The organism is Anaerococcus lactolyticus S7-1-13 (assembly GCF_000758765.1).
GTDB lineage: Bacteria > Bacillota > Clostridia > Tissierellales > Peptoniphilaceae > Anaerococcus > Anaerococcus lactolyticus.
Window position 1 is genome coordinate 43,745 of the sequence record NZ_JRMW01000035.1, and the last position, 19,845, is coordinate 63,589.

General features: G+C 35.4%; 21 protein-coding genes. 19 read left to right on the top strand and 2 right to left on the bottom strand.

Annotated features, from left to right (window positions below; all coding sequences use genetic code 11):
- Positions 1 to 34 precede the first annotated feature (34 nt).
- The 9 genes from HMPREF1630_RS05560 to recQ are packed head-to-tail and all read left to right on the top strand — an operon-like array spanning position 35 to position 9,191.
- Positions 35 to 1,156, top strand: a complete 1,122-nt coding sequence (locus tag HMPREF1630_RS05560) for a THUMP domain-containing class I SAM-dependent RNA methyltransferase (protein ID WP_004826642.1) — start codon at positions 35 to 37, stop codon at positions 1,154 to 1,156.
- Positions 1,137 to 2,582, top strand: coding sequence for a L,D-transpeptidase family protein (locus tag HMPREF1630_RS05565; RefSeq protein ID WP_052039383.1), 1,446 nt, complete (start codon positions 1,137 to 1,139; stop codon positions 2,580 to 2,582). The genes HMPREF1630_RS05560 and HMPREF1630_RS05565 overlap by 20 nt, the downstream gene beginning before the upstream one ends.
- Before the next feature lie 8 nt (positions 2,583 to 2,590).
- Positions 2,591 to 3,415 carry an energy-coupling factor transporter ATPase gene (locus HMPREF1630_RS05570; protein WP_037327874.1) on the top strand — a complete coding sequence of 275 codons (825 nt, stop codon included), beginning with the start codon at positions 2,591 to 2,593 and terminating at the stop codon, positions 3,413 to 3,415.
- Positions 3,412 to 4,269, top strand: a complete 858-nt coding sequence (locus tag HMPREF1630_RS05575) for an energy-coupling factor transporter ATPase (RefSeq protein ID WP_037327875.1) — start codon at positions 3,412 to 3,414, stop codon at positions 4,267 to 4,269. The genes HMPREF1630_RS05570 and HMPREF1630_RS05575 overlap by 4 nt, the downstream gene beginning before the upstream one ends.
- Complete coding sequence (locus HMPREF1630_RS05580) at positions 4,262 to 5,056, top strand: energy-coupling factor transporter transmembrane component T family protein (protein WP_004826635.1); 795 nt, start codon at positions 4,262 to 4,264, stop codon at positions 5,054 to 5,056. The genes HMPREF1630_RS05575 and HMPREF1630_RS05580 overlap by 8 nt, the downstream gene beginning before the upstream one ends.
- Entirely contained in the window at positions 5,053 to 5,793 is a 741-nt protein-coding gene (truA, locus tag HMPREF1630_RS05585) for a tRNA pseudouridine(38-40) synthase TruA (protein ID WP_037327876.1), read from the top strand. The genes HMPREF1630_RS05580 and truA overlap by 4 nt, the downstream gene beginning before the upstream one ends.
- Positions 5,790 to 6,182: a hypothetical protein gene (locus HMPREF1630_RS05590; protein WP_037327884.1), complete on the top strand. Its 393-nt coding sequence runs from the start codon at positions 5,790 to 5,792 to the stop codon at positions 6,180 to 6,182. The genes truA and HMPREF1630_RS05590 overlap by 4 nt, the downstream gene beginning before the upstream one ends.
- On the top strand, positions 6,172 to 7,365 hold the full coding sequence (locus HMPREF1630_RS05595; protein WP_052039384.1) for a DUF4097 family beta strand repeat-containing protein: 1,194 nt from the start codon (positions 6,172 to 6,174) through the stop codon (positions 7,363 to 7,365). Before HMPREF1630_RS05590 ends, HMPREF1630_RS05595 begins: the two co-directional genes overlap by 11 nt.
- 35 nt (positions 7,366 to 7,400) lie before the next feature.
- A complete protein-coding gene (recQ, locus tag HMPREF1630_RS05600; protein ID WP_037327885.1) occupies positions 7,401 to 9,191 on the top strand; it encodes a DNA helicase RecQ in 1,791 nt (596 codons plus the stop codon).
- Positions 9,192 to 9,242: 51 nt separating this feature from the next.
- Here recQ and HMPREF1630_RS05605 read toward each other — a convergent pair whose 3' ends face one another.
- The gene (locus HMPREF1630_RS05605; RefSeq protein WP_037327887.1) at positions 9,243 to 9,836 is read right to left on the bottom strand and encodes a Crp/Fnr family transcriptional regulator; all 594 of its coding nucleotides are present in this window, start codon (positions 9,834 to 9,836) and stop codon (positions 9,243 to 9,245) included.
- 95 nt (positions 9,837 to 9,931) lie between these two features.
- Between HMPREF1630_RS05605 and HMPREF1630_RS05610 the strand changes: the two genes are divergently transcribed.
- From HMPREF1630_RS05610 to HMPREF1630_RS05630, 6 genes are all read left to right on the top strand, one after another.
- On the top strand, positions 9,932 to 10,690 hold the full coding sequence (locus tag HMPREF1630_RS05610; protein ID WP_037327889.1) for a class I SAM-dependent methyltransferase: 759 nt from the start codon (positions 9,932 to 9,934) through the stop codon (positions 10,688 to 10,690).
- The gene (locus HMPREF1630_RS09635) at positions 10,691 to 10,903 is read left to right on the top strand and encodes a hypothetical protein (protein WP_231549515.1); all 213 of its coding nucleotides are present in this window, start codon (positions 10,691 to 10,693) and stop codon (positions 10,901 to 10,903) included. It begins immediately after the preceding gene.
- Positions 10,904 to 10,986: 83 nt separating this feature from the next.
- Complete coding sequence (locus tag HMPREF1630_RS05615) at positions 10,987 to 11,889, top strand: ABC transporter substrate-binding protein (protein ID WP_231549516.1); 903 nt, start codon at positions 10,987 to 10,989, stop codon at positions 11,887 to 11,889.
- Positions 11,886 to 12,914 (top strand): FecCD family ABC transporter permease, encoded by a 1,029-nt coding sequence (locus HMPREF1630_RS05620; protein ID WP_037327890.1) that lies wholly within the window; start codon positions 11,886 to 11,888, stop codon positions 12,912 to 12,914. Before HMPREF1630_RS05615 ends, HMPREF1630_RS05620 begins: the two co-directional genes overlap by 4 nt.
- Positions 12,901 to 13,704 carry an ABC transporter ATP-binding protein gene (locus HMPREF1630_RS05625; RefSeq protein WP_004826616.1) on the top strand — a complete coding sequence of 268 codons (804 nt, stop codon included), beginning with the start codon at positions 12,901 to 12,903 and terminating at the stop codon, positions 13,702 to 13,704. Before HMPREF1630_RS05620 ends, HMPREF1630_RS05625 begins: the two co-directional genes overlap by 14 nt.
- Before the next feature lies 1 nt (position 13,705).
- On the top strand, positions 13,706 to 14,353 hold the full coding sequence (locus HMPREF1630_RS05630; protein WP_037327896.1) for a cupin domain-containing protein: 648 nt from the start codon (positions 13,706 to 13,708) through the stop codon (positions 14,351 to 14,353).
- A 41-nt stretch (positions 14,354 to 14,394) separates the two neighbouring features.
- Here the strand turns inward: HMPREF1630_RS05630 and asnA are convergent, their stop codons facing one another.
- Positions 14,395 to 15,402, bottom strand: coding sequence for an aspartate--ammonia ligase (gene asnA, locus HMPREF1630_RS05635; protein ID WP_037327899.1), 1,008 nt, complete (start codon positions 15,400 to 15,402; stop codon positions 14,395 to 14,397).
- Between the two features lie 290 nt (positions 15,403 to 15,692).
- Between asnA and HMPREF1630_RS05640 the strand changes: the two genes are divergently transcribed.
- From HMPREF1630_RS05640 to pstA, 4 genes are all read left to right on the top strand, one after another.
- Positions 15,693 to 17,063 (top strand): uracil-xanthine permease family protein, encoded by a 1,371-nt coding sequence (locus HMPREF1630_RS05640; RefSeq protein ID WP_037327902.1) that lies wholly within the window; start codon positions 15,693 to 15,695, stop codon positions 17,061 to 17,063.
- 150 nt (positions 17,064 to 17,213) lie between these two features.
- The gene (locus HMPREF1630_RS05645; RefSeq protein WP_037327905.1) at positions 17,214 to 18,155 is read left to right on the top strand and encodes a substrate-binding domain-containing protein; all 942 of its coding nucleotides are present in this window, start codon (positions 17,214 to 17,216) and stop codon (positions 18,153 to 18,155) included.
- Between the two features lies 1 nt (position 18,156).
- On the top strand, positions 18,157 to 19,020 hold the full coding sequence (gene pstC, locus HMPREF1630_RS05650; RefSeq protein ID WP_037327908.1) for a phosphate ABC transporter permease subunit PstC: 864 nt from the start codon (positions 18,157 to 18,159) through the stop codon (positions 19,018 to 19,020).
- A gap of 9 nt (positions 19,021 to 19,029) precedes the next feature.
- A complete protein-coding gene (pstA, locus tag HMPREF1630_RS05655) occupies positions 19,030 to 19,845 on the top strand; it encodes a phosphate ABC transporter permease PstA (RefSeq protein ID WP_037327910.1) in 816 nt (271 codons plus the stop codon).

The window sequence follows — 19,845 nt, forward strand, 5'->3', positions numbered from 1 at the left end:
ATGAAAAGAGTCAAAAATCTGTTATAATACAAGTATGGAAAAAATACTAATTAGTACAAGCTTTGGTCTTGAAAGCCTAGTGAAATTTCAACTAAAAGATTTAGGCTATAAGGATTTCAAGGTGAGTGATGGATTGATTAGCTTGGAAGGCGACTTATCCGACTTAGCAAAATTAAATATCAACCTAAGACATGCTGACAGGGTTTACTTAGAACTTGCTAGTTTCAAGGCTATGGACTTTGAGGAACTTTTTGAAAATGTCAAAAAAATTTCCTGGCAAGATATATTAAACGAAGATAGCAATTTTATAGTCAACGCGAGAACTTACAAGTCAAAATTATTTTCTCTAAGGTCTATCCAGTCTATAAGCGAAAAGGCAATTATTGACAAGCTTAAAGTTTATTACAAGAAGTCTTTTTTCGAAAAAAAGGCCGAAAGAGTAAATATAGAAATCATGATTGAAAATAACTTGGTCAGGGTTTGCCTAGACACATCTGGTGAAGGTCTCCACAAAAGGGGCTACAGGGAGAACAGTGTGAAGGCACCCCTTAGAGAAAACCTTGCAGCAGCCCTTGTCGACCTTTCTTTTTACAATCCAGATAGGTTTTTGTTTGATGGATTTTGTGGCTCGGGCACAATACTGATAGAAGCTGCAAGGATAGCAAGAAATATTGCACCAGGTATAGATAGGGACTTTGATTTTACAAGTTTTAAATTTATTAATCCAAAGTTTTTTAAGGATGCCAAGAAAGAGGCGATGGATAAAATCGACTATTCCAAGAAATTAAATATCCTGGGCTCTGATATATCGGGTAGGGCCATAAGCCTAGCCAAACAAAACGCCATAAATGCGGGCGTTGAGGAAGATATTTCTTTTATAACCAGGGATTTTGGATCAGTTGCAATCTCTAATGACTATGGTGTCTTCATCTCGAATCCACCCTACGGGCTTAGGTTATCTGATACAGATTTATCTGAGATTTATAAAAAAATCAATCATAAACTAGCAGGTCTGGATACTTGGTCCTTATATTTTATAACAGCGGATGATAAATTTGATAGGCAGTTTAAGAGAGTTTTATCCAAGAAAAGAAAATTATATAATGGTGGCCAAAAGGTAGACTTCTACCAATATTTTGGCAAGAGACCAGAGTGAGGAGGACGTCATAACAGAAGTAAATAACAAAAAGAAATCCAGGACCCTAACCCTCGTATTTCTTGTAATAATAGCACTTTATTTAATAGTTACAGTAATATTTAGTTTTATAGCCTTACCAAATACAAAAGTAAACGGCAGGGATATTTCCTTTGCCTCAAAGGATGAGGCCCTAAAAAAACCGGCTGAACCTTTTACAATTGAAATTGTTGGAAGGGATGAGAGAAAGGCAAGCCTTGATTTAAAAGACTTTGACTACAGTGCGAGCATCCCGGAGTCAGCCTCAATTGATCAGAATCCTTTTAAATGGCCACTAGCCTTTGCAAACATAGCCAGTGATGATTTTCATTTTGACTATAATGTTAAGTATGATGAAGAAAAGTTAGAAAAAAACCTAAAGGGACAAGCCTTGTTAGCCAAGGTAAAAGAACCTGAAAATGCAAGACTTGAATATGAAAATGGAGCCTTCAAAATAATTCCAGAAGTCATGGGCAACAAGATTGACTTTGGCAAGTTGAGCAAAAAAATCAAGGACGCTATCTATAGCCATAAGGAAGAAGTAGTCCTTAAAGATGACGATTATATAAATCCGACAGTTAAAAATAACTCTAAGGAACTTGCCGCCCTCTTAGAAGACGGTAAAACCATAGAAAAAATGAAAATTGGTTTTAACTTTAACGGCTTTGATATAAAACTTGAAGGCGAAAAGTTTATGGAAATGTTTGATACTGATAAGGGCAGTTTTGAGCTTAACTATGACAAGCTTACAAAGTTTGTTGATGAAGTAGCCGACAAGACAGACACCTACGGTAAAAAAAGGACTTTCAATGCGACAGGTATAGGCAAGATTACAGTTAATCCTGGTGTTTATGGTTTTGTTTTAGATGTGCCAGCTACAGTCGATGAGATATACCAACTTGTAAATACAAGAAAATCTGGTGATATAGAGCCGGTTTATGAAAGAACTGGTTTTAGGAGAGAAGCTGATGGTTCTGATTTAGGTTCTACCTATATCGAAGTAGACCTTTCTCGTCAATATATGTGGTATTACCAAGATGGCCAAGTTGTTTTAGAAACTCCAATTGTTTCAGGTCTACCAAACACTACTCAATGGGCAACAAATGTTGGAGTCGGTGCAATCCTTGAAAAAGCAAGCAATAAAACCTTAAGAGGTGCTGGCTTTGATGGTTCAAGGTATGAAACCCCTGTTAAATATTGGATGCCAATAGGTTGGGACGGCGAAGGCTTCCACGATGCGCCATGGAGAGGTGCTTTTGGTGGTGCAATTTATTTTTCAAATGGTAGCCACGGTTGCTTAAATATGCCACCAGCTATGGCAAAAAAATTATTTGAGCTTGCTCCACATGGTACACCAGTAGTAGTTTATGAATCAAGCACACATTACAGCCCAGCGATGAGTTATTAGGAATAAAAATGATAAAAATAAAAAATTTAACCTATACCTATCCTGGTATAGACGAGGATAGCGAGGGTAAAACTGCCCTTTGTGATGTATCAATAGATATAAATAAGGGAGACTTTGTTGCCATTTTAGGCCATAACGGATCTGGCAAGTCTACCCTCGGAAAACTTTTAAATGCTCAGATCAAACCGACCATGGGAGAAATCCTTGTTGATGACATATCAAGCTCTGACGAAGGAAGTGAGTGGGATATTAGAAAAAAATGTTCCATGGTATTTCAAAATCCTGACAACCAAATGGTAGCAACTACTGTTGAAGAAGAAGTAGCCTTTGGTCCGGAAAATCTAAGAGTACAACACCCTGAGTTAAGAGAAAGGGTTGATAAGGCCATAGACCAAGTAGGAATGAGTGCCTATAAGCATAGAAATCCTTCAAACCTATCAGGTGGACAAAAACAAAGAGTATCAATAGCAGGTGTAATCGCCATGCTTTCTGACTATATAATTTTTGATGAGCCTACAGCCATGCTAGATCCTCAAGGTAGGAAGGATGTAATTAGTCTTATACAAAGTTTAAATAAGGACTACAATAAAACTATAATTTACATCACCCACTATATGGAAGAGGCTGTTCTTGCTGATAAAATCGTAGTTTTAGATAGGGGTAAAAAGGCTCTTGAGGGCAGTAGCAGGGAAGTTTTTTCCCAAGTCAAAAAGATGAAAGAGTTAGGTTTAACAGTTCCCCAAGTTACAGAAGTAGCCTATGGTCTTAGCCAAAAGGGAATAAAATTTGACAGGCTTCCTTTGACTGTCGAGGAGTTTTTAGAAAGCTTATGAAAATAGAGATAAAAAACGTTGACTATATCTATAACCAGGGCCTGCCCAATGAGGTCTATGCCCTTAAGGATATAAATTTAGAAATAAATAGTAGGGAAATAATAGGTCTTATCGGTCAAACAGGATCAGGCAAATCAACCCTAGTACAACTTTTAAATGGTCTTTTAATTCCGACAAATGGTGATGTGATCATTGATGGTATAAACTCTAAGGATAAGTCTAATAGAAAGGCTGCCAGATTTAAGGTGGGCCTAGTCTTCCAATATCCAGAAAACCAATTGTTTGAAGAAACCATAGCTAAGGATATTGCCTTTGGTCCCAAAAATATGGGCCTTAAGGAAGGAGAAATTCATCAAAGAGTGAAGACTGCCATGGAAAAAGTCGGCCTTGACTATGAAACTTATAAGGATGTTTCTCCTTTTGAAATATCTGGTGGTCAGCAAAGAAGAGTTGCTGTTGCAGGAATTTTGTCTATGAACCCAAAAGTCTTGGTCTTAGATGAATTAACAGCAGGTCTTGACCCAATAGGTCGTGAGGAAATTTTTAAGGAACTTATGAAAATTTATGAGGCAGATGATGAACTAACTATTGTCCTTGTTAGCCACTCTATGGAAGATGTAGCAGAATATGTGGATAGGGTAATAGTTATGAATGGTGGCGAAGTTTATTCTGATAAGTCTACCTTTGACACTTTTACATCTGTTGACCTTGATACCATAGGCCTTGATGTGCCACAAATAACTAAGTTTATGAGAGCTTACAAAAAGAAAAATCCAGATGTGGATGATAAAATTTACACCGTTGATGGTGCGATTGAAGAATTATACAAGCACTTAGGAGGAAAAAATGACTAACATAACCATAGGTCAGTACCTTCCTTTTGATAGTTTTATCCATAAGCTAGACCCAAGGGTCAAAATCATTGGGGTATTTTTATATATTATTACAATATTTTTTGTAAAGGACTTTATTACTTATATTCCTTTCATAGTGCTTTTAATTACAGTATTGGCAATAGCGAAGATTCCTTTTAAGGCAATAATAAAATCGTTAAAGCCCTTGATTTTTATAATAGTGCTTACAGGTGTGATAAACTTGGTGACAACACCAGGTAAGGCAATTTTTAGTATTTGGAAGTTTTCTATTACAGAAGAAGGTATTTATAGGACTGCCTTTACAATATTAAGGCTAGTATTGATAATCCTTTCAACATCTGTACTTACTTATACAACAAGCCCGATGGAATTAACCTATGGTCTTGAGAAACTTTTCTCACCATTAAAGAAATTTGGATTTCCTGCAGGTGAGCTTGCCATGATGATTTCAATTTCATTAAGGTTTATCCCAACTCTTTTCGATGAAGCCAACAAGATTAAGATGGCACAGATGGCAAGGGGAGCTGATTTTGAATCAGGAAATGTCATAGACAGGGCGGTATCCATGATTCCACTCTTGGTGCCACTTTTTATCAATGCCCTAAAAAGGTCAGGCGATTTGGCAACAGCCATGGAAGCTAGGCTTTATAGGATTGGTGAAGAAAGAACTAAACTTAATGAGATTTATATGCACAGGTCTGATTGGATATCAATAATTGGTTTTACAATCTTTTGTGCTATCATAATTGTTTTATACTTCCTATGATCAAAAATGTTTTGTTAAAACTCGCTTTTGATGGTAGGGACTTTAAGGGCTACCAATATCAGATAGACCAAAGAAGTGTTGAGGAAGAATTAAGAAAAGCTATTAAGGAAGTGACAGGCGAAGATAATAGGATAATAGCTTGCGGGAGGACAGATGCAGGAGTCCACGCTAGGAGTTTTTATATAAATTTTCTAACAGCCTGCGATGTAAATCCTAAGGGTTTTGCCTACCATATCCAACCCCACTTGCCAGATGATATCTTAGTTCTTTCTTCAAAAGAAGTTGGACTTGATTTTCATGCAAGATTTTCTTGCAAGTCCAAAACTTATAAGTATATAATTAACCAGGAAAAAAATCCTCATCCTATCTATAGGTCCTATATGGAAAATATCACCTATAGGCTCGACTATGACAAATTAGATGAAGGTCTTGAAATTTTAAAGGGTGATCACGATTTTAGACTCTTTATGAAGGAAGATAAAAATATCGACATCAACACTAATAGAAGGATTGATGATTGTTATTTTAAAAGGGGAGAGACTAGGCTAGAGCTTTATTTTAAGGCAGAATCCTTCCTCCACAACCAGGTGAGGATTATGACAGGAAGCCTAATAGAACTAGCGAGGGGAAAACTTAGCCTTGATGATTTCAAAGCTTATTTTGATCCGGCAACAAAAAAAAGAGCAAACCCAGCCCTAAGTCCGGTTGGCCTATATTTGTGGGAGGTAGAATATTGATTGTTATAGATGTAATTAAGGAGCTTAAGGCCCTTTTAATAATGATATTTTGTGTTCTATCAGTATTTTTTGTCAGAAAAGCTGATATGACAATTTTCCTTGCTGTAATCTCGGTTTTTCTTTTCCTAACCAGTCTTTACATTAGGGCCAACGGTTTAATCATAAGTAAAAATATTTTTTACATATTAATTGCAAGTTTGAATGTATTTACTATGTTTTTTGTGATACAATATTTAATACAAGGAGAAATAACAACCGAGCTTTTAGAAATGGTCTTTGCTGTTTTTATGGGGCAAGATCAGACACTTTTTTATATCAAATGGCTATTTTTCCTAACATCAGGACTTATTATTTTAGAAAAACTAGGTGGTGGCAAGAGTGGACGATAAAAAAATCAAGATTGACGAAGAATTGATTGAAGATAAAAATGAAAATAAAGAAGAAAAACCAAATGAAACCAAAAAAATAGACCTTCCAAAGATTTTGGAATCACTCAATAAGAGGTATCTGATTTTTGGGCTTATCGGTTTAGTTTTAATGGGCTTGGTTATTTTTAAAATTTCGTCAAAGAAAAATGCTTCAATCCAAAATGTGGCTACTACTAGCCAAATCGACGAAAATTCTTACAACCAATCTAGGATAATGAGGGTAGACCTAAACAAAATCAAGTCAATTGACTTTGACCTAGGCTCATCCGATGTAAGAATCCAAAGATCAAATACAAATCCTTATATCGAATATACAGAATTGTTTAGGGGTGATGATAACTCCTATAAGCTAGATGTAAGTTTTGAAGAAGGGGTTCTAAAGCTAAAAAGCAAGGTTAAAGGCAAGCAACTCTACATGAAGGATAAAATTCCTATAGTGAGAATCTTCCTACCTAGTGAAGGTGGTATTGAGGAGATTAAGGGTTCTATTACTGCAGGTGATGTCAAAATCGACGACCTTGAAGTTAAAAACTTTGACCTTAGGATAGTAAGTGGAAATATCAGCCTTAATAATGGCTACTTCCAAGGTTCTATAAGAAATGAATCTGGATCAATCAACCTAACAAAAAGTGAGTTATTAAATACTAAGCTTACAACAGTTACAGGTGATATTAATATAAAGGAATCAAAACTTGGCAATAGACTTGATTTCACTACTTCAACAGGAAATATCATAATAGACGCCAAAGATACTATAGATAATTATAATGTAAATGCCTACCTGGATGTTGGAAATTTTGTTTTGGGAAATATTTCCTATAGGAATATAACAGACGGATACCTATCTGATAACAAGGCGAAAAACAATATCAATCTTAGGACAAAAATTGGTGATATAGTCTTTAACAGGGGTGAGGGAGCAAAAATCGAAAACGAAGAATACCTCACAAAGACCAGCAAGGTTAAAGACGAAGAAGACAATGCCCTTGAGAAAAATATTGATAGGACCGAAAAAGAAAATAAGAAACGCAAAAAGAAAAAGAAAGAAACAAATCAAGATTCTCTAGAAAATCAAAATGAAGAGTCTAATGATAACGAAGACCAAGATTTAGAAAAAAATTCAGAAGAGGAAGAAAATAATTAAGTCCTAGGGCTTAATTATTTTTTTGTAAGTTTGCCATGATAGAAAAAATCGCAGAAAAATTAAAAAAACATTTCGGCTTTGCTTCCTTTAGACAGGGCCAGGAGGAAATCATAGGTAAAATCTTGGAAGGTAGAGATGTGTTGGGAGTCCTCCCAACAGGAGGTGGCAAGTCTATTTGCTACCAATTGCCTGCCCTTATGAAAGATGGGCTTACCCTAGTAATATCTCCTCTAATTAGCCTTATGAAAGACCAGGTCGACGCCCTAAGAGAAGATGGAATCGAGGCAAGCTTCATAAATTCAAGCCAGGATTATGAAACTTACATCGACACCTTAAACGACCTTAGGAAGGGGAGAATAAAACTTCTCTATATTTCGCCAGAAAGACTTGATAATGAGTTTTTTAGAGAATTTTTAAGGGAGATAAAGCTCTCTTTTGTTGCAGTTGACGAGGCCCACTGCATTTCCCAATGGGGACATGACTTTAGGCCATCCTATAAATTAATAGCCGACCTCTATAAGGTTTTGGGTGATGACTTACAAATTGCAGCCTTCACAGCTACAGCAACCAAGGAAGTAAGGGATGATATAATAAAAAATCTTTCACTTAAAAATCCCTATGTGAAAGTTACAGGCTTTGATAGACCAAATTTAAAATTTTTAGTCAGAAAGCCTAAGGATAAGTTAAAATTTTTAAAAACTTATCTGGAAGAAAATGAGGGCAAATCGGGAATCATCTATGCATCAACTAGAAATAGGGTAGATAAACTTGAGAGAAATCTTAAGGCTATGGGATTTAGCGTTACCAAATACCACGCAGGTCTTAGCGAAGAAGAAAGAAAAAAAGCCCAGGAAGAATTTATTTTTGATAAAAAAGACTTGGTTGTAGCGACTAACGCCTTTGGTATGGGGATTGATAAGTCAAATGTAAGTTTTGTTATCCATTATAATATGCCAAAGGATATGGAATCCTACTACCAAGAGGCAGGACGTGCTGGTCGTGATGGAGCAGACGCCGATTGCATCCTTCTTTATTCTGCCCAAGATATAATTATAAATAAGCATTTGATAAACCAAGGAACCAACCTCGCCTACAGGAAAATACAACTTGATAAGCTCCAAACCATTATAAATTATGTCAACACTAGCAAGTGCCTAAGGGCCTTTATACTTGAATATTTTGGTCAAGACTATAAGGGACCATGTGATTTTTGCTCAAATTGCCTAGATGATATAAAAAAAGAAGACAAGACTATTGATGCTCAAAAAATCCTATCTTGTATTTATAGGCTTGAGCAAAGGTATGGTATAAGTACGGTCGTTGATTGTCTTAAGGGGTCAAAAAATAAAAATTCTACAGAAAAGGGTTTGAAAAATATTTCTACCTACGGGATTATGAAGGATAAAAGTTCGGATGAAATAAAAGATTTGATTGGAGTTTTAATCGCAGATGGCTATATAAAGGTGGTAGGCCTTGACTATCCAATTTTGGCATTAACTGAAAAATCTAAGGATATTTTGTATTCAAAGGATAAATTTTTTGCAAGAAAAACCGAAATTAAAAAAGTTAGCAAAAATAAAACAAGGAGTCTTGCAAGCGATGAAGACCAAGATTTATTTGACAGGCTTAAAAAATTAAGACTTGAATTATCAAAATCAAGGAAAATCCCACCCTTTATTATATTTTCAGATCAGACCTTAAAGGATATGGCAATTAAAAAACCAAAGAATGAAGAAGAATTTTTAGGAGTAAAGGGTGTAGGTGAAAAGAAATTAATTCAATATGGGGATTTGTTTATAGAAGAAATAAAAGATTGTTTGAGTTAAAGAAAAAAAGAATTTTAGGACTGATTTTTTTGTTTAATCAGTCCATCAGGTTTATATCAAACCTTCTTTTTTCATTAGGGATAGTTCTCTTGAAAGGGCAGACCTATTGCAAGCTAAAAATTTAGCCAAATCTTCCCTTGATAAGTTGTTAGAAAATAGAGCGTTTTTACCATATTTATCAATATATTTGTTGATTCTTTCTTTGATTTTTGGCTTAGCATATATATCCAATTTGTAAGTCAAGTATGAAATTTGTTCATCATACAAGTTAATAATATTTTCCATGAAAAGTGGTCTGCTTGTGCAGGCCCTTTTATGCTTTTCAAAGACTTTGTAAACATCAAGTACCAAAACTTTTGAATCTTTTTTGCAAATCATAAACCTATCAGCTAGGGAAGAAAAGTTTATAGAAAAAGAATCAGAAACCCTATAAATCCTATCTATAATCTCTCTACCATCATCTATGGTACATAAATCAATCCTTCCTTTTAGGACAATACCAGCCTTAAAACCTTCAGAAAAGTCATAGAGGTATTCGTCTCTAGAGAAATTTAAGATTTTATGGTCAATACAAGAAAAAATATGTTTTATAGTAGCCTCATCTAAACCATAAAATAATTCACTTTTTAAAATAATCTTATCCATAAAATGCCCTCATGTTGCTTTTGCAACAGTAAATAGTAAAAATTTATGATATAATTATATATGTAATGATAATTATTATCAAGGAGGAAGATAAAATGGAAAAAAATAAAATTGTTTTTGGACATGATTTTTTGAAGATGCTTGGCAGGACAAGACTAAGGCCAGGAGGTGGCCTTATGACTGATTGGCTATTAGATCAGATCCAAATTGATAAAGATACAAAGGTTTTGGAAGTCGCTTGTAATAGAGGTGATAATCTTATAAGAATTTATACTAAATATAAATGCAAGATAATAGGCATAGATAATGACCAAGTTGCCATAGACCAAGCCTTAGAGAATATAAAACTTTTAGGCTTAGAAAAAGAAATTGAAGTTATGAATATGGATGCCTTAAACTTAGATTTTGAGGATGAAACATTTGATTTAATAATTAATGAGGCCATGCTCGCCTTGCTAACAAATGAAGAAAAAGCAAAGGCTCTTAAAAATTATCATAGGGTCTTAAAAAAGGGTGGGTATTTACTAACTCATGATCTGGCAGTAGAAAATGAAAGCGAAGATATAAGAAGGCAACTTTCGAAACTTAGAAATATGAATTTTTATCCTCTAACCGCAGAAAATTGGAACAAGCTGTTTATAGAAAATTCTTTTAGACCTTTTTCACAAAGGACTGGCAAAATGATTATCTTAGATAGGGATACAATCATAAAAGATGAGGGACCAATTGGTGCTGCAAATTTTTATAGAAATGCTTATGCAGAAGAAAATAGGGATAGGTTTACAAAAATGCTAGAAAGGTCTAAAAATTCAAGCGATTCATATATAGTTTTAGCGAGTAAAAAGGATGATTAGATGAAAAATATTAAAAAAATATTATTGATTTTATGCTTACAAGCCTTTGCTTTAACAAGCATGACAGCTTGTGGCAAGGCAAAAACTGAAGATAAGTCAGAAAGCAAGGAAGTAGTTCAAAACGAAAATAAAGAAAAGAAGATACAAAGGCAGATAAGAAAGAAGAAAAGCCTGAAGAAAGCAAGGATGAAAGTAAAAAAACAAGGACAATAACAGACCATGCAGGCAATAAAGTTGAAGTTCCAGAAAAAATTGAAAGAATAGTAATAGATCAGATTCCAATTTTATCTACCTATATGGCTTACCACCATGGAAAGGCTCCATATATCGTAGGTTATGCGGGCTCACTTAAAGAAGTAATTTCAAATACAGTTTTAAAGGACATAGCACCAGAGCTTCTTGATAGCCAAAATACGGTTCAAGCTCAATCTGACATTAATATTGAGGAAATAATGAAACTTAAACCAGATGTTATTTTCTACAATGCTTCAAATAAGGAACACTACGAAGCCTTATCTAAAACTGGCATACCATGCGTTGGTTTTGCTACAGTTGGCACCAACGGTCCTGCTGACCCAATTGAGAGATACACCCAGTGGTTAAAACTTTTAGAAGATGTATTTGGCGAAAGCGGAAAGACAGATGACTTTATAAAAGCTGGTCAAGAAATTGTAAAAGATGTTGAAGACAGAATCGCAAAAATAGATGATAATAAAAAACCAAGTGGTATGATCTTGTGGAAATATGCTCAAGGTGTGCCAATTGTAGCCGGTAAGGGAGTTTTTGGAGATTTTTGGCTAAAGAGAATTGGTGTGAAAAACCTAGCTGGTGAGGCAAAGGGCTTTGCTAAAGTTCCTGTAGAGCAAATTTACCAATGGAATCCAGATATACTTTATCTTGATGGACCAGGTCTTCTTGATATCAAAACAAAAGATGTATATGCAAATTCAGTAGAAGGTATTGATTTCTCAAATATGAAAGCAGTTAAGGATAAAAAAGTTTATAACACAAAGCTTGGTATGTGGAACTGGTTTACACCAAATCCAGACGGACCACTTGTCCTAGCTTGGCTTGCAAAATCAACCTATCCTGAAGAATTTAAGGACTATGATCTTAAGTCTATGATTAAAGATTATTATCAAAAATGGTATGGATACGAATTAAATGATGAACAAATTAAGGATATGTTTGATATATGATTAAAGAAATCTTTATCAAAGATAAAAAAATAAAATTAAGCTCATATCTAATACTTATAAGTCTACCCATATTGATAAGCATTTTGGCACTTGCCATAGGTAGGATGCCACTTAGCCTAGGGCAGATTATAGATTTTTTTGGCGCTTATTTATCTGGTAGAGACTTTGATCCCATGCTTGAATCAGTGATAATAAATGTAAGATTACCAAGAATTATTACTGGTCTTGTAGTAGGAGCGGGTCTTGCCACAGCTGGTCTTGCCTTTCAAGGGGTTTTTTCAAACCCCTTGGCAACTCCAGATATTTTAGGCGTTAGCTCAGCTGCAAGCCTTGGAGCTATAATCGGCATACTCCTATCACTTTCAACCCTATCTATTCAATTATTTGCTTTAGTTTTTGGATTGGTTGGAGTTGTCTTTACCCTATACATTGGCAAGACTAGGACTAGGTCATCAACAATAATGCTTATCTTAGCAGGTCTGGTAGTTTCTTCTTTATCAAATGCCCTTGCATCCTTATTAAAATACACAGCAGATCCAACAGACAAGTTGCCAGCAATTAGCTATTGGCTCATGGGTTCCTTTGCAAGATCATCTTACAAAAACTTGATCTTATCAGCACCCTTAATAATTTTTGGAATTATTTTAATAAGGCTTTTGATATTTAGGTTAAATATTATGAGCCTATCAGAAGATGAAGCAAAAAGTTTAGGAGTAGATGTCAGAAAAACTCGACTCATTTTTATATTTGCTTCTACACTTATAACTGCATCATCCATATCAATGTGTGGCCAAGTTGGTTGGATTGGTTTGATAATTCCCCACATGGCAAGGATGATGGTGGGAGCAAACAACACCCACACCCTACCCTTTAGTATATCTTTAGGAGCAAGTCTGATGGTATTAATAGAAGCCTTATCAAGGACAGTTTCTGTAATAGAATTACCTATTTCAGTCCTTACAGCAATTATAGGCGCTCCAATTTTTATAAGCCTAATTAGGAAAACTGGGGGTGGTTTCAATTAAATTAGAAGTCAAAGATGCAGGATTTTATTATGATAAAAATCATGTATTATTTAAAAATTTATCATTTAGCCTCGACCAAGGAGAGGTTTTATCGATTTTAGGACCCAATGGAGTTGGAAAGACAAGCCTCATAAGATGCATATGTGATTTTGAAAAATGGAAAATTGGTAAAAGTTATTTGGACGGCAAGGATATTGCAAGCTTTAGCCGAAGGGAATTATGGTCTAATATATCATACGTTCCACAAAAAAGGTCATTTTCTTTTGAATATTCTGGTATAGATATGGTAGTTCTAGGTCTTGCTAGCAAGCTTGGACCTTTTGCAAAACCAGGTGAAAGAGATTATGAGAAAGCAAATAATATTATGAAAAGCTTAGCTATAGAGAAGCTTAAGGATAAGTCTTGCTCTGTAATGAGTGGGGGAGAGCTCCAGATGGTTCTTATAGCCAGGGCTTTGATTTCAGACCCAAGCCTAATTATATTAGATGAACCAGAAAGTGGCCTTGATTTTAAAAATCAACTTAAAATAATTTCCTTAATCAAAAACCTATCCAAAAAAGAAAATATTAGCGTTATCATAAATACCCATTATCCAGCCCACGCTCTTGAAATAGCAGATAAGTGTTTGCTTTTAATGAAAGATGCAAGGTATAAAATTGGTAAAACATCAGATATTATCTCTAAGGAAAATATAAGAGAAGCATTTGGGGTAGAAGTTATACTCGAAAAAATAAAAAATGATGAAAAAGACTATAATACAATCATTCCGATTAGTATAGTAGGAGATTAAAATGAAAAATATTAGTAAGGGAATAATCTTAAAGGCAGAAGAGATGATACCTACAAGAGAAAACCAAACTATAAGCAAGAAACTTATAGATTTGGAAGATTTTCATATCTTGCTTATGAGTCTTGGCCAAAATACAAGTATTTCCCCAGAATTTTATGGCCAAGAGAGGATATACCTTGTTCTAAAAGGCGAAATTAACTTTAATAATGAAAAACTTGTTAATAACGAATTAATATTTTTCGAAAAAAATAGGCTTTTTGGTATTGAGACAGATAAGGAAAGTATTTTTTTAGAAATAGGAATCAATTTAAAGGAGGAAGAGATGAAAAATATTGATAAGGGACAAAAAATAAAATTAGTTGACTATTTGGATTATATTGACGGAGCCATAGCCAATATTGACCTTGTTTCAAAAGATGATTTTAGGGTGGTAATGATGGCTTTTGATGCGGGAGAGGGTCTTAAAGCTCACAAAGCTCCTGGAGATGCTCTTGTAATGGCACTTGAGGGAAAGGCAAAGCTCCTTGTTGGAGATAAGGAAGTAGAGATTGAAGCTGGTGAACAATTAGTTTTCCCAGCAAATGTAATCCATAATGTAAGTGCAATTACAAAATTTAAGATGTTATTAATTTTATCTATAGAAAAATAATAAAAGACCTTGAATGATTTTTTATCATCAAGGTCTTTTTTCTATAAGAGTTGGATACCCTTGTTGGCTAGGAGTCTTCTTTGGTCGTCTGGCCAATAAGATACTTGGACTTCGCCGATGTGAGATTTTTGTAAAAAGAACATACATAGCCTTGATTGGCCGATACCACCACCTATGGTTTGTGGGAGCAAATCATCAAGCAGCATCCTGTGGTAGTCATATTTTAGCCTATCGAGGTTGCCAGATTGTTTCAATTGCTCGTTAAGTCTTTCGCTATTAACCCTAATACCCATAGAAGAAAGCTCTAGGGCATCGTCAAGAACTGGGTTGTAGACAATTATATCTCCATTTAAATGCCAGTCATCGTAGTCTGGGGATCTACCATCGTGTTTTTGACCATTTGATAAGAGATCGCCTATTTGTAATAGGAATATTGAACCGAATTCTTTTACGGCTAGTCTTTCTCTTTCTTTGGCATCTTTGTCAGGATACATATCAAGAAGCTCTTGACTTGTAATAAATCTAATTTGATCTGTTAGAAGTTTGCTTCTTGTAGGAATAAGGCCGCAAAGATATTCGTCAAGACTCTTCATAGTCCTGTAGATAGTTTCTACAGTTTGTTTAAGGTAGGTTTCGTTCCTATCGTCCTTATTTATTATTTTTTCCCAATCCCATTGGTCTACATAAAATGAATGAGTATTGTCTGGCTCTTCGCATGCTCTTATGGCGTTCATGTCGGTATAAAGACCTTCATGGACTTTGAATTTGTATTTCATAAGGGCGTATCTTTTCCATTTGGCGAGAGAATGGACGATTTCCATCTCTTCATTATCAGCCTCAGGGAGGTTAAAAGAAACAGGTTTTTCTACACCATTTAGGTTGTCGTTAAGACCTGATTTTTTTGATACAAAAAGTGGGGCAGAGACTCTTTTCAAATTCAAGTTATTAGCTAGGTTTATTTGAAAATAATCTTTTATTTCTTTTATCAATACTTGGGTCCTATAAAGGTCCTCAGTTGACTTGTAATCTTCTGGTATTACTAATTTCATTTGCTTATTCTCCCTATTCTATCTTTCACTATTCTTCTATTTTACTACCATTATTTAAAAATAAAAATCAATTTAACTAAAAAAATTTATCCAAAACTAACTTTTATTTTTGTTTCTAGTCTTACTTGACTAAGATAATTTTTCTTGTATAACTTATTCTGAAATGGTTAAGAATTAAGCTAATTTATATTTAATTATCAAAGCCATTTCTAGTCCGGAACTAGGATAAGTGAATAATTTTGTCACCTGAGGGTGACTTTTTCTTTATCCAAATAAAAATAGGAGAGATAATGGAAAGTAAATTTAAAGAATTGTTTCAATTTGAAGGCAAAGTTTCCTTCAAAGAGGCCTTCCCTCTAGCGCTTCAACACGTAATCGCTATGATTGCAGGTTGTGTAGCACCAGCTTTGATTTTTGCTCAAGGAGCAGGACTAAGTCATGCAGATAGTATTATTATCGTTCAAATGGCACTCATTGGCTCTGCCCTCACTTCCTTTATAATGCTTTATCCAATAGGTATTTTAGGTAGCAGGCTACCAATGATTTACGGTGTATCCTTTGCTTATGTGCCAACCATGATTGCCCTTTGTAGTCAATTTGAATCGGCAGGCCCTGCTGGGATTGTAGCAGTTGTTTTAGGTAGCCAACTTATTGGTGCTATAGTTTCTATAGTATTTGGTCTTGCCCTTAAATACATAACCCCATTTTTCCCACCACTTGTTTCAGGAACTGTAGTTTTAGCCATAGGTCTTACTCTTTATCCTGTTGCAATTACTAACATGGGTGGAGCAGGATCAGTAACAGCTCCTGGCTGGGGAGCGTGGCAATATTGGCTTGTTGGCATTATTACCCTTCTTGTAAATGTTGGTTTAAATCATTTTGGTAAGGGTATTAGCAAACTTGCTTCAGTTTTATTTGCCATGGTTGTTGGCTATATTATCGCTTATTTCTTTGGAATGATTGATTTAACACCTGTTAAGGAAGCAGGCTGGATATCTGTTGCAGCCCCACTCCACTTTGGCATAAAATTTGACCCATCTGCTATAATTTCTTTTGTAATCATCTTTATGGTTACCTGTATAGAAGGTATTGGCGATATGTCATCAACTACAATCGGTGGTATGGACAGAAACCCTACCGATGACGAGCTTAGGGGTGGTATAGTTGGCTTTGGTGTAGCAAATGTGATTGGCTCCTTCATTGGATGTCTTCCAACAGCTACATTTTCACAAAATGCAGGTATTGTTTCAGTAAATAAGGTTATCAATAGGAGGGTATTTTTCCAAGCAGGTTTAATTATCCTTGTGGCAGGTTTTATGCCAAAAATATCTTCACTACTAACAACCATCCCAGCCCCAGTAGTAGGTGGTGCAACTCTTTCAGTATTTGCAGCCATCACTATGAACGGAATTAGGATGATAACCGAGCAACCTCTCACAGTTAGAAATACTTCCATAGTAGGTATTGCTATTGCCATTGGTTTTGGTTTTACAACCATAGTTACAACAGCAGAAGGAGCAGGAGTAAACTTTATGCCAGAAGCTCTTAAAAATGCCATCGGAGTTTCTCCAGTAGTCCTTGCAGCTATTACATCAATTTTGATGAACGTAGTAATTCCAGAAACAGAAGCAGATAAGAGACAAGAAGCTGTTGCAGAATAAGTCTTTAGAGATTGAAAAAATAATGATTTTTAGGCGAGGAAACCCTCGCCTTTTTTTGCTTTATTTTACATAAGTTTTACAAAGATTTAAAACCTTTCGAATAATGACCTAGTATTATAGACTTAAGTTAAAAAACTTAAGGAGATAATAATGAAAATAACTAATAAGAAAATACTAGCAGCAACACTTTCACTTGGACTTATCCTTGCTGGATGTGGTAAGGATCAAAAGGCAGAAGAAAAACCAGGAGAAACTCAAACAGAACAGGCACCAGCAGAAAAAGAACAATCAACCGAAACAGCAAATCAAGAAGATTATGATTTCTCAGTTGTATCTCGTGAAGAAGGTTCGGGTACAAGGGGTGCCTTTATAGAACTTGTTGGCCTTGAAGAAGAAGTTGATGGCTCTAAGGAAGATATGACAACCCAGGAAGCCATTGTCCAAAACTCAACTAACGGTGTTATGCAAACAGTAAGCCAAGATAAAGAAGCCATCGGCTATATTTCACTTGGCTCCCTAAATGATACTGTAAAAGCAGTAAAAGTCGAAGGTGTAGAAGCCACAGAAGAAAATATAGTAAATGGCACCTACAAAATTTCAAGACCATTTAACCTAGCTTATAAGGAAGACAAAATAAACGACCTAGCTAAAGACTTTTTAAAATTCTGTCTATCAGAACAAGCTCAAGCCCTTACCCTAGAAGAAGGCTATGTTCCCCTAAAGGATACAGAGAAATATGAACCAGCGAAAGTATCTGGTACCCTTACAGTAGCTGGTTCTACATCTGTAACCCCACTTATGCAAAAAATGGCAGAAAAATACCAAGAGCTTAACCCAGATAGTAAGATTGAAATACAATCAACAGGTTCATCTGCAGGTATAGAAGCAGTAATCGACGGAGCAGCTGATATAGCAATGGCCTCTAGAGAGCTAAAAGATGAAGAAAAAGATAAACTTGCCGTAGAAGTAATCGCAACAGACGGTATCGCAGTAGTAGTAAATCCATCAAGCAAGGTAGAAGACCTTACAATGGATGAACTTAAACAAATCTTTAAGGGCGAGCTTAGAAATACAAGCGAACTAGGAAAGTAAAATGGGAAAGATAAGAGAAAAAATTGGCGAAACAATTTTCCTCTTGTCTGCAGTAATGTCCGTATTTTTGATACTTCTTATAATCTACTTCATATTTTCTGAAGGTCTTAAGTTTGTAAATGAATACGGACTTTTAAAATTCATAACCGGCAAGGTTTGGAAACCGACTGCAGGCAATCCGAGATTTGGAATTTATCCAATGATTATAGGTTCTTTAATAGTAACCAGCTTATCAACCATAATAGCACTTCCATTCGGTCTTGCAATTTCAATATTTATGGCCTATTATGCAAAAAAATCCTACAAACCTCTTAAGGCTCTGATGAACCTTATGGCAGCTATACCATCAGTTGTATATGGATTTTTTGCTATGATGGTCCTTGTGCCCCTAATAAAAGATATTTTTAAGGCTAAATCAGGTATGAATATGCTAAGTGCATCTATCCTCCTAGCTTTTATGATTTTGCCAACCATGGTAAATATTTCAGAAAACTCCCTAAGGCAAGTGCCTAAGACTTTCATGACAGGGTCTCTCGCCCTTGGGGCAACCAAGGAAGAAACTATCAGAAAAATCTTAGTGCCTTATGCTAGATCTGGGATATTTTCATCAATAATCCTTGCCATCGGTAGGGCCATTGGTGAAACCATGGCAGTTTACCTAGTTATAGGTAATCAACCTGTAATGCCAAGTTCAATCTTAAAAGGAGCCAGGACCCTAACAACCAATATCGTCCTAGAAATGGGATATGCATCAGGGACTCATAGACAAGCCCTAATCGCCACAGGCATGGTTTTATTTATATTTATCCTAATAATTAATGTTGGATTTAATATTATAAGATCTAAAAGTGAAGAAAGATTATAGGAGATTTTTATGAGTAAAATTTATAAGGCTTTAATAATAGGTCTAACATTTCTTGGCTATGCCATGGCTGGGATTATTATTTCCTATATTTTAATAAAGGGCATACCAAATATCAGCCCATCCTTATTTGAAATGAAATATACCACAGACAATGTTTCCCTCATGCCTGCTCTAATAACAACTTTGGTGACTATAGGATTGACTTTGATAATTGCCCTTCCTATAGGAATTTTTACTGCAATCTATCTTTCAAACTACGCAAAAAATAAGTTTCTTATCAAGTCCGTTAGGTTTTCAACTGAAATCTTATCATCAATTCCCTCTATAGTTTACGGTCTTTTTGGTTACTTGTTTTTTGTATCAGCAAAAGGCTACGGCTTAGGAATGAAGTATTCCATCCTAGCAGGATGTTTGACAGTGGCAATCATGGTTCTTCCGACCATAATAAGGACAACTGAGGAGGCAATTTTGACTGTAAATCCCCTTCAGGCTCACGCCTCTCTTGCCCTTGGGGCCACAAAAATCCAAACTATCTTTAAGGTCATCATACCAGATGCCATGGACGGAATTCTAGGAGGAATATTCTTATCAACAGGTAGGATTGTAGGTGAATCAGCCGCCCTAATTTTCACTATGGGATCAAACACTGATATACCAAAGGGCTTATTTAAGTCAGCAAGGACTATGGCAGTTCACATGTACGTCATTTCGTCAGAAGGTTTCCACGTTAAGGAAGCCTACGCCACAGCAGTCCTCCTCCTAGTCTTTGTTGTCGTAATAAACTTCGTTTCAGCAAAGATTAGTAAAAAAATTGTAAAAGCTTAG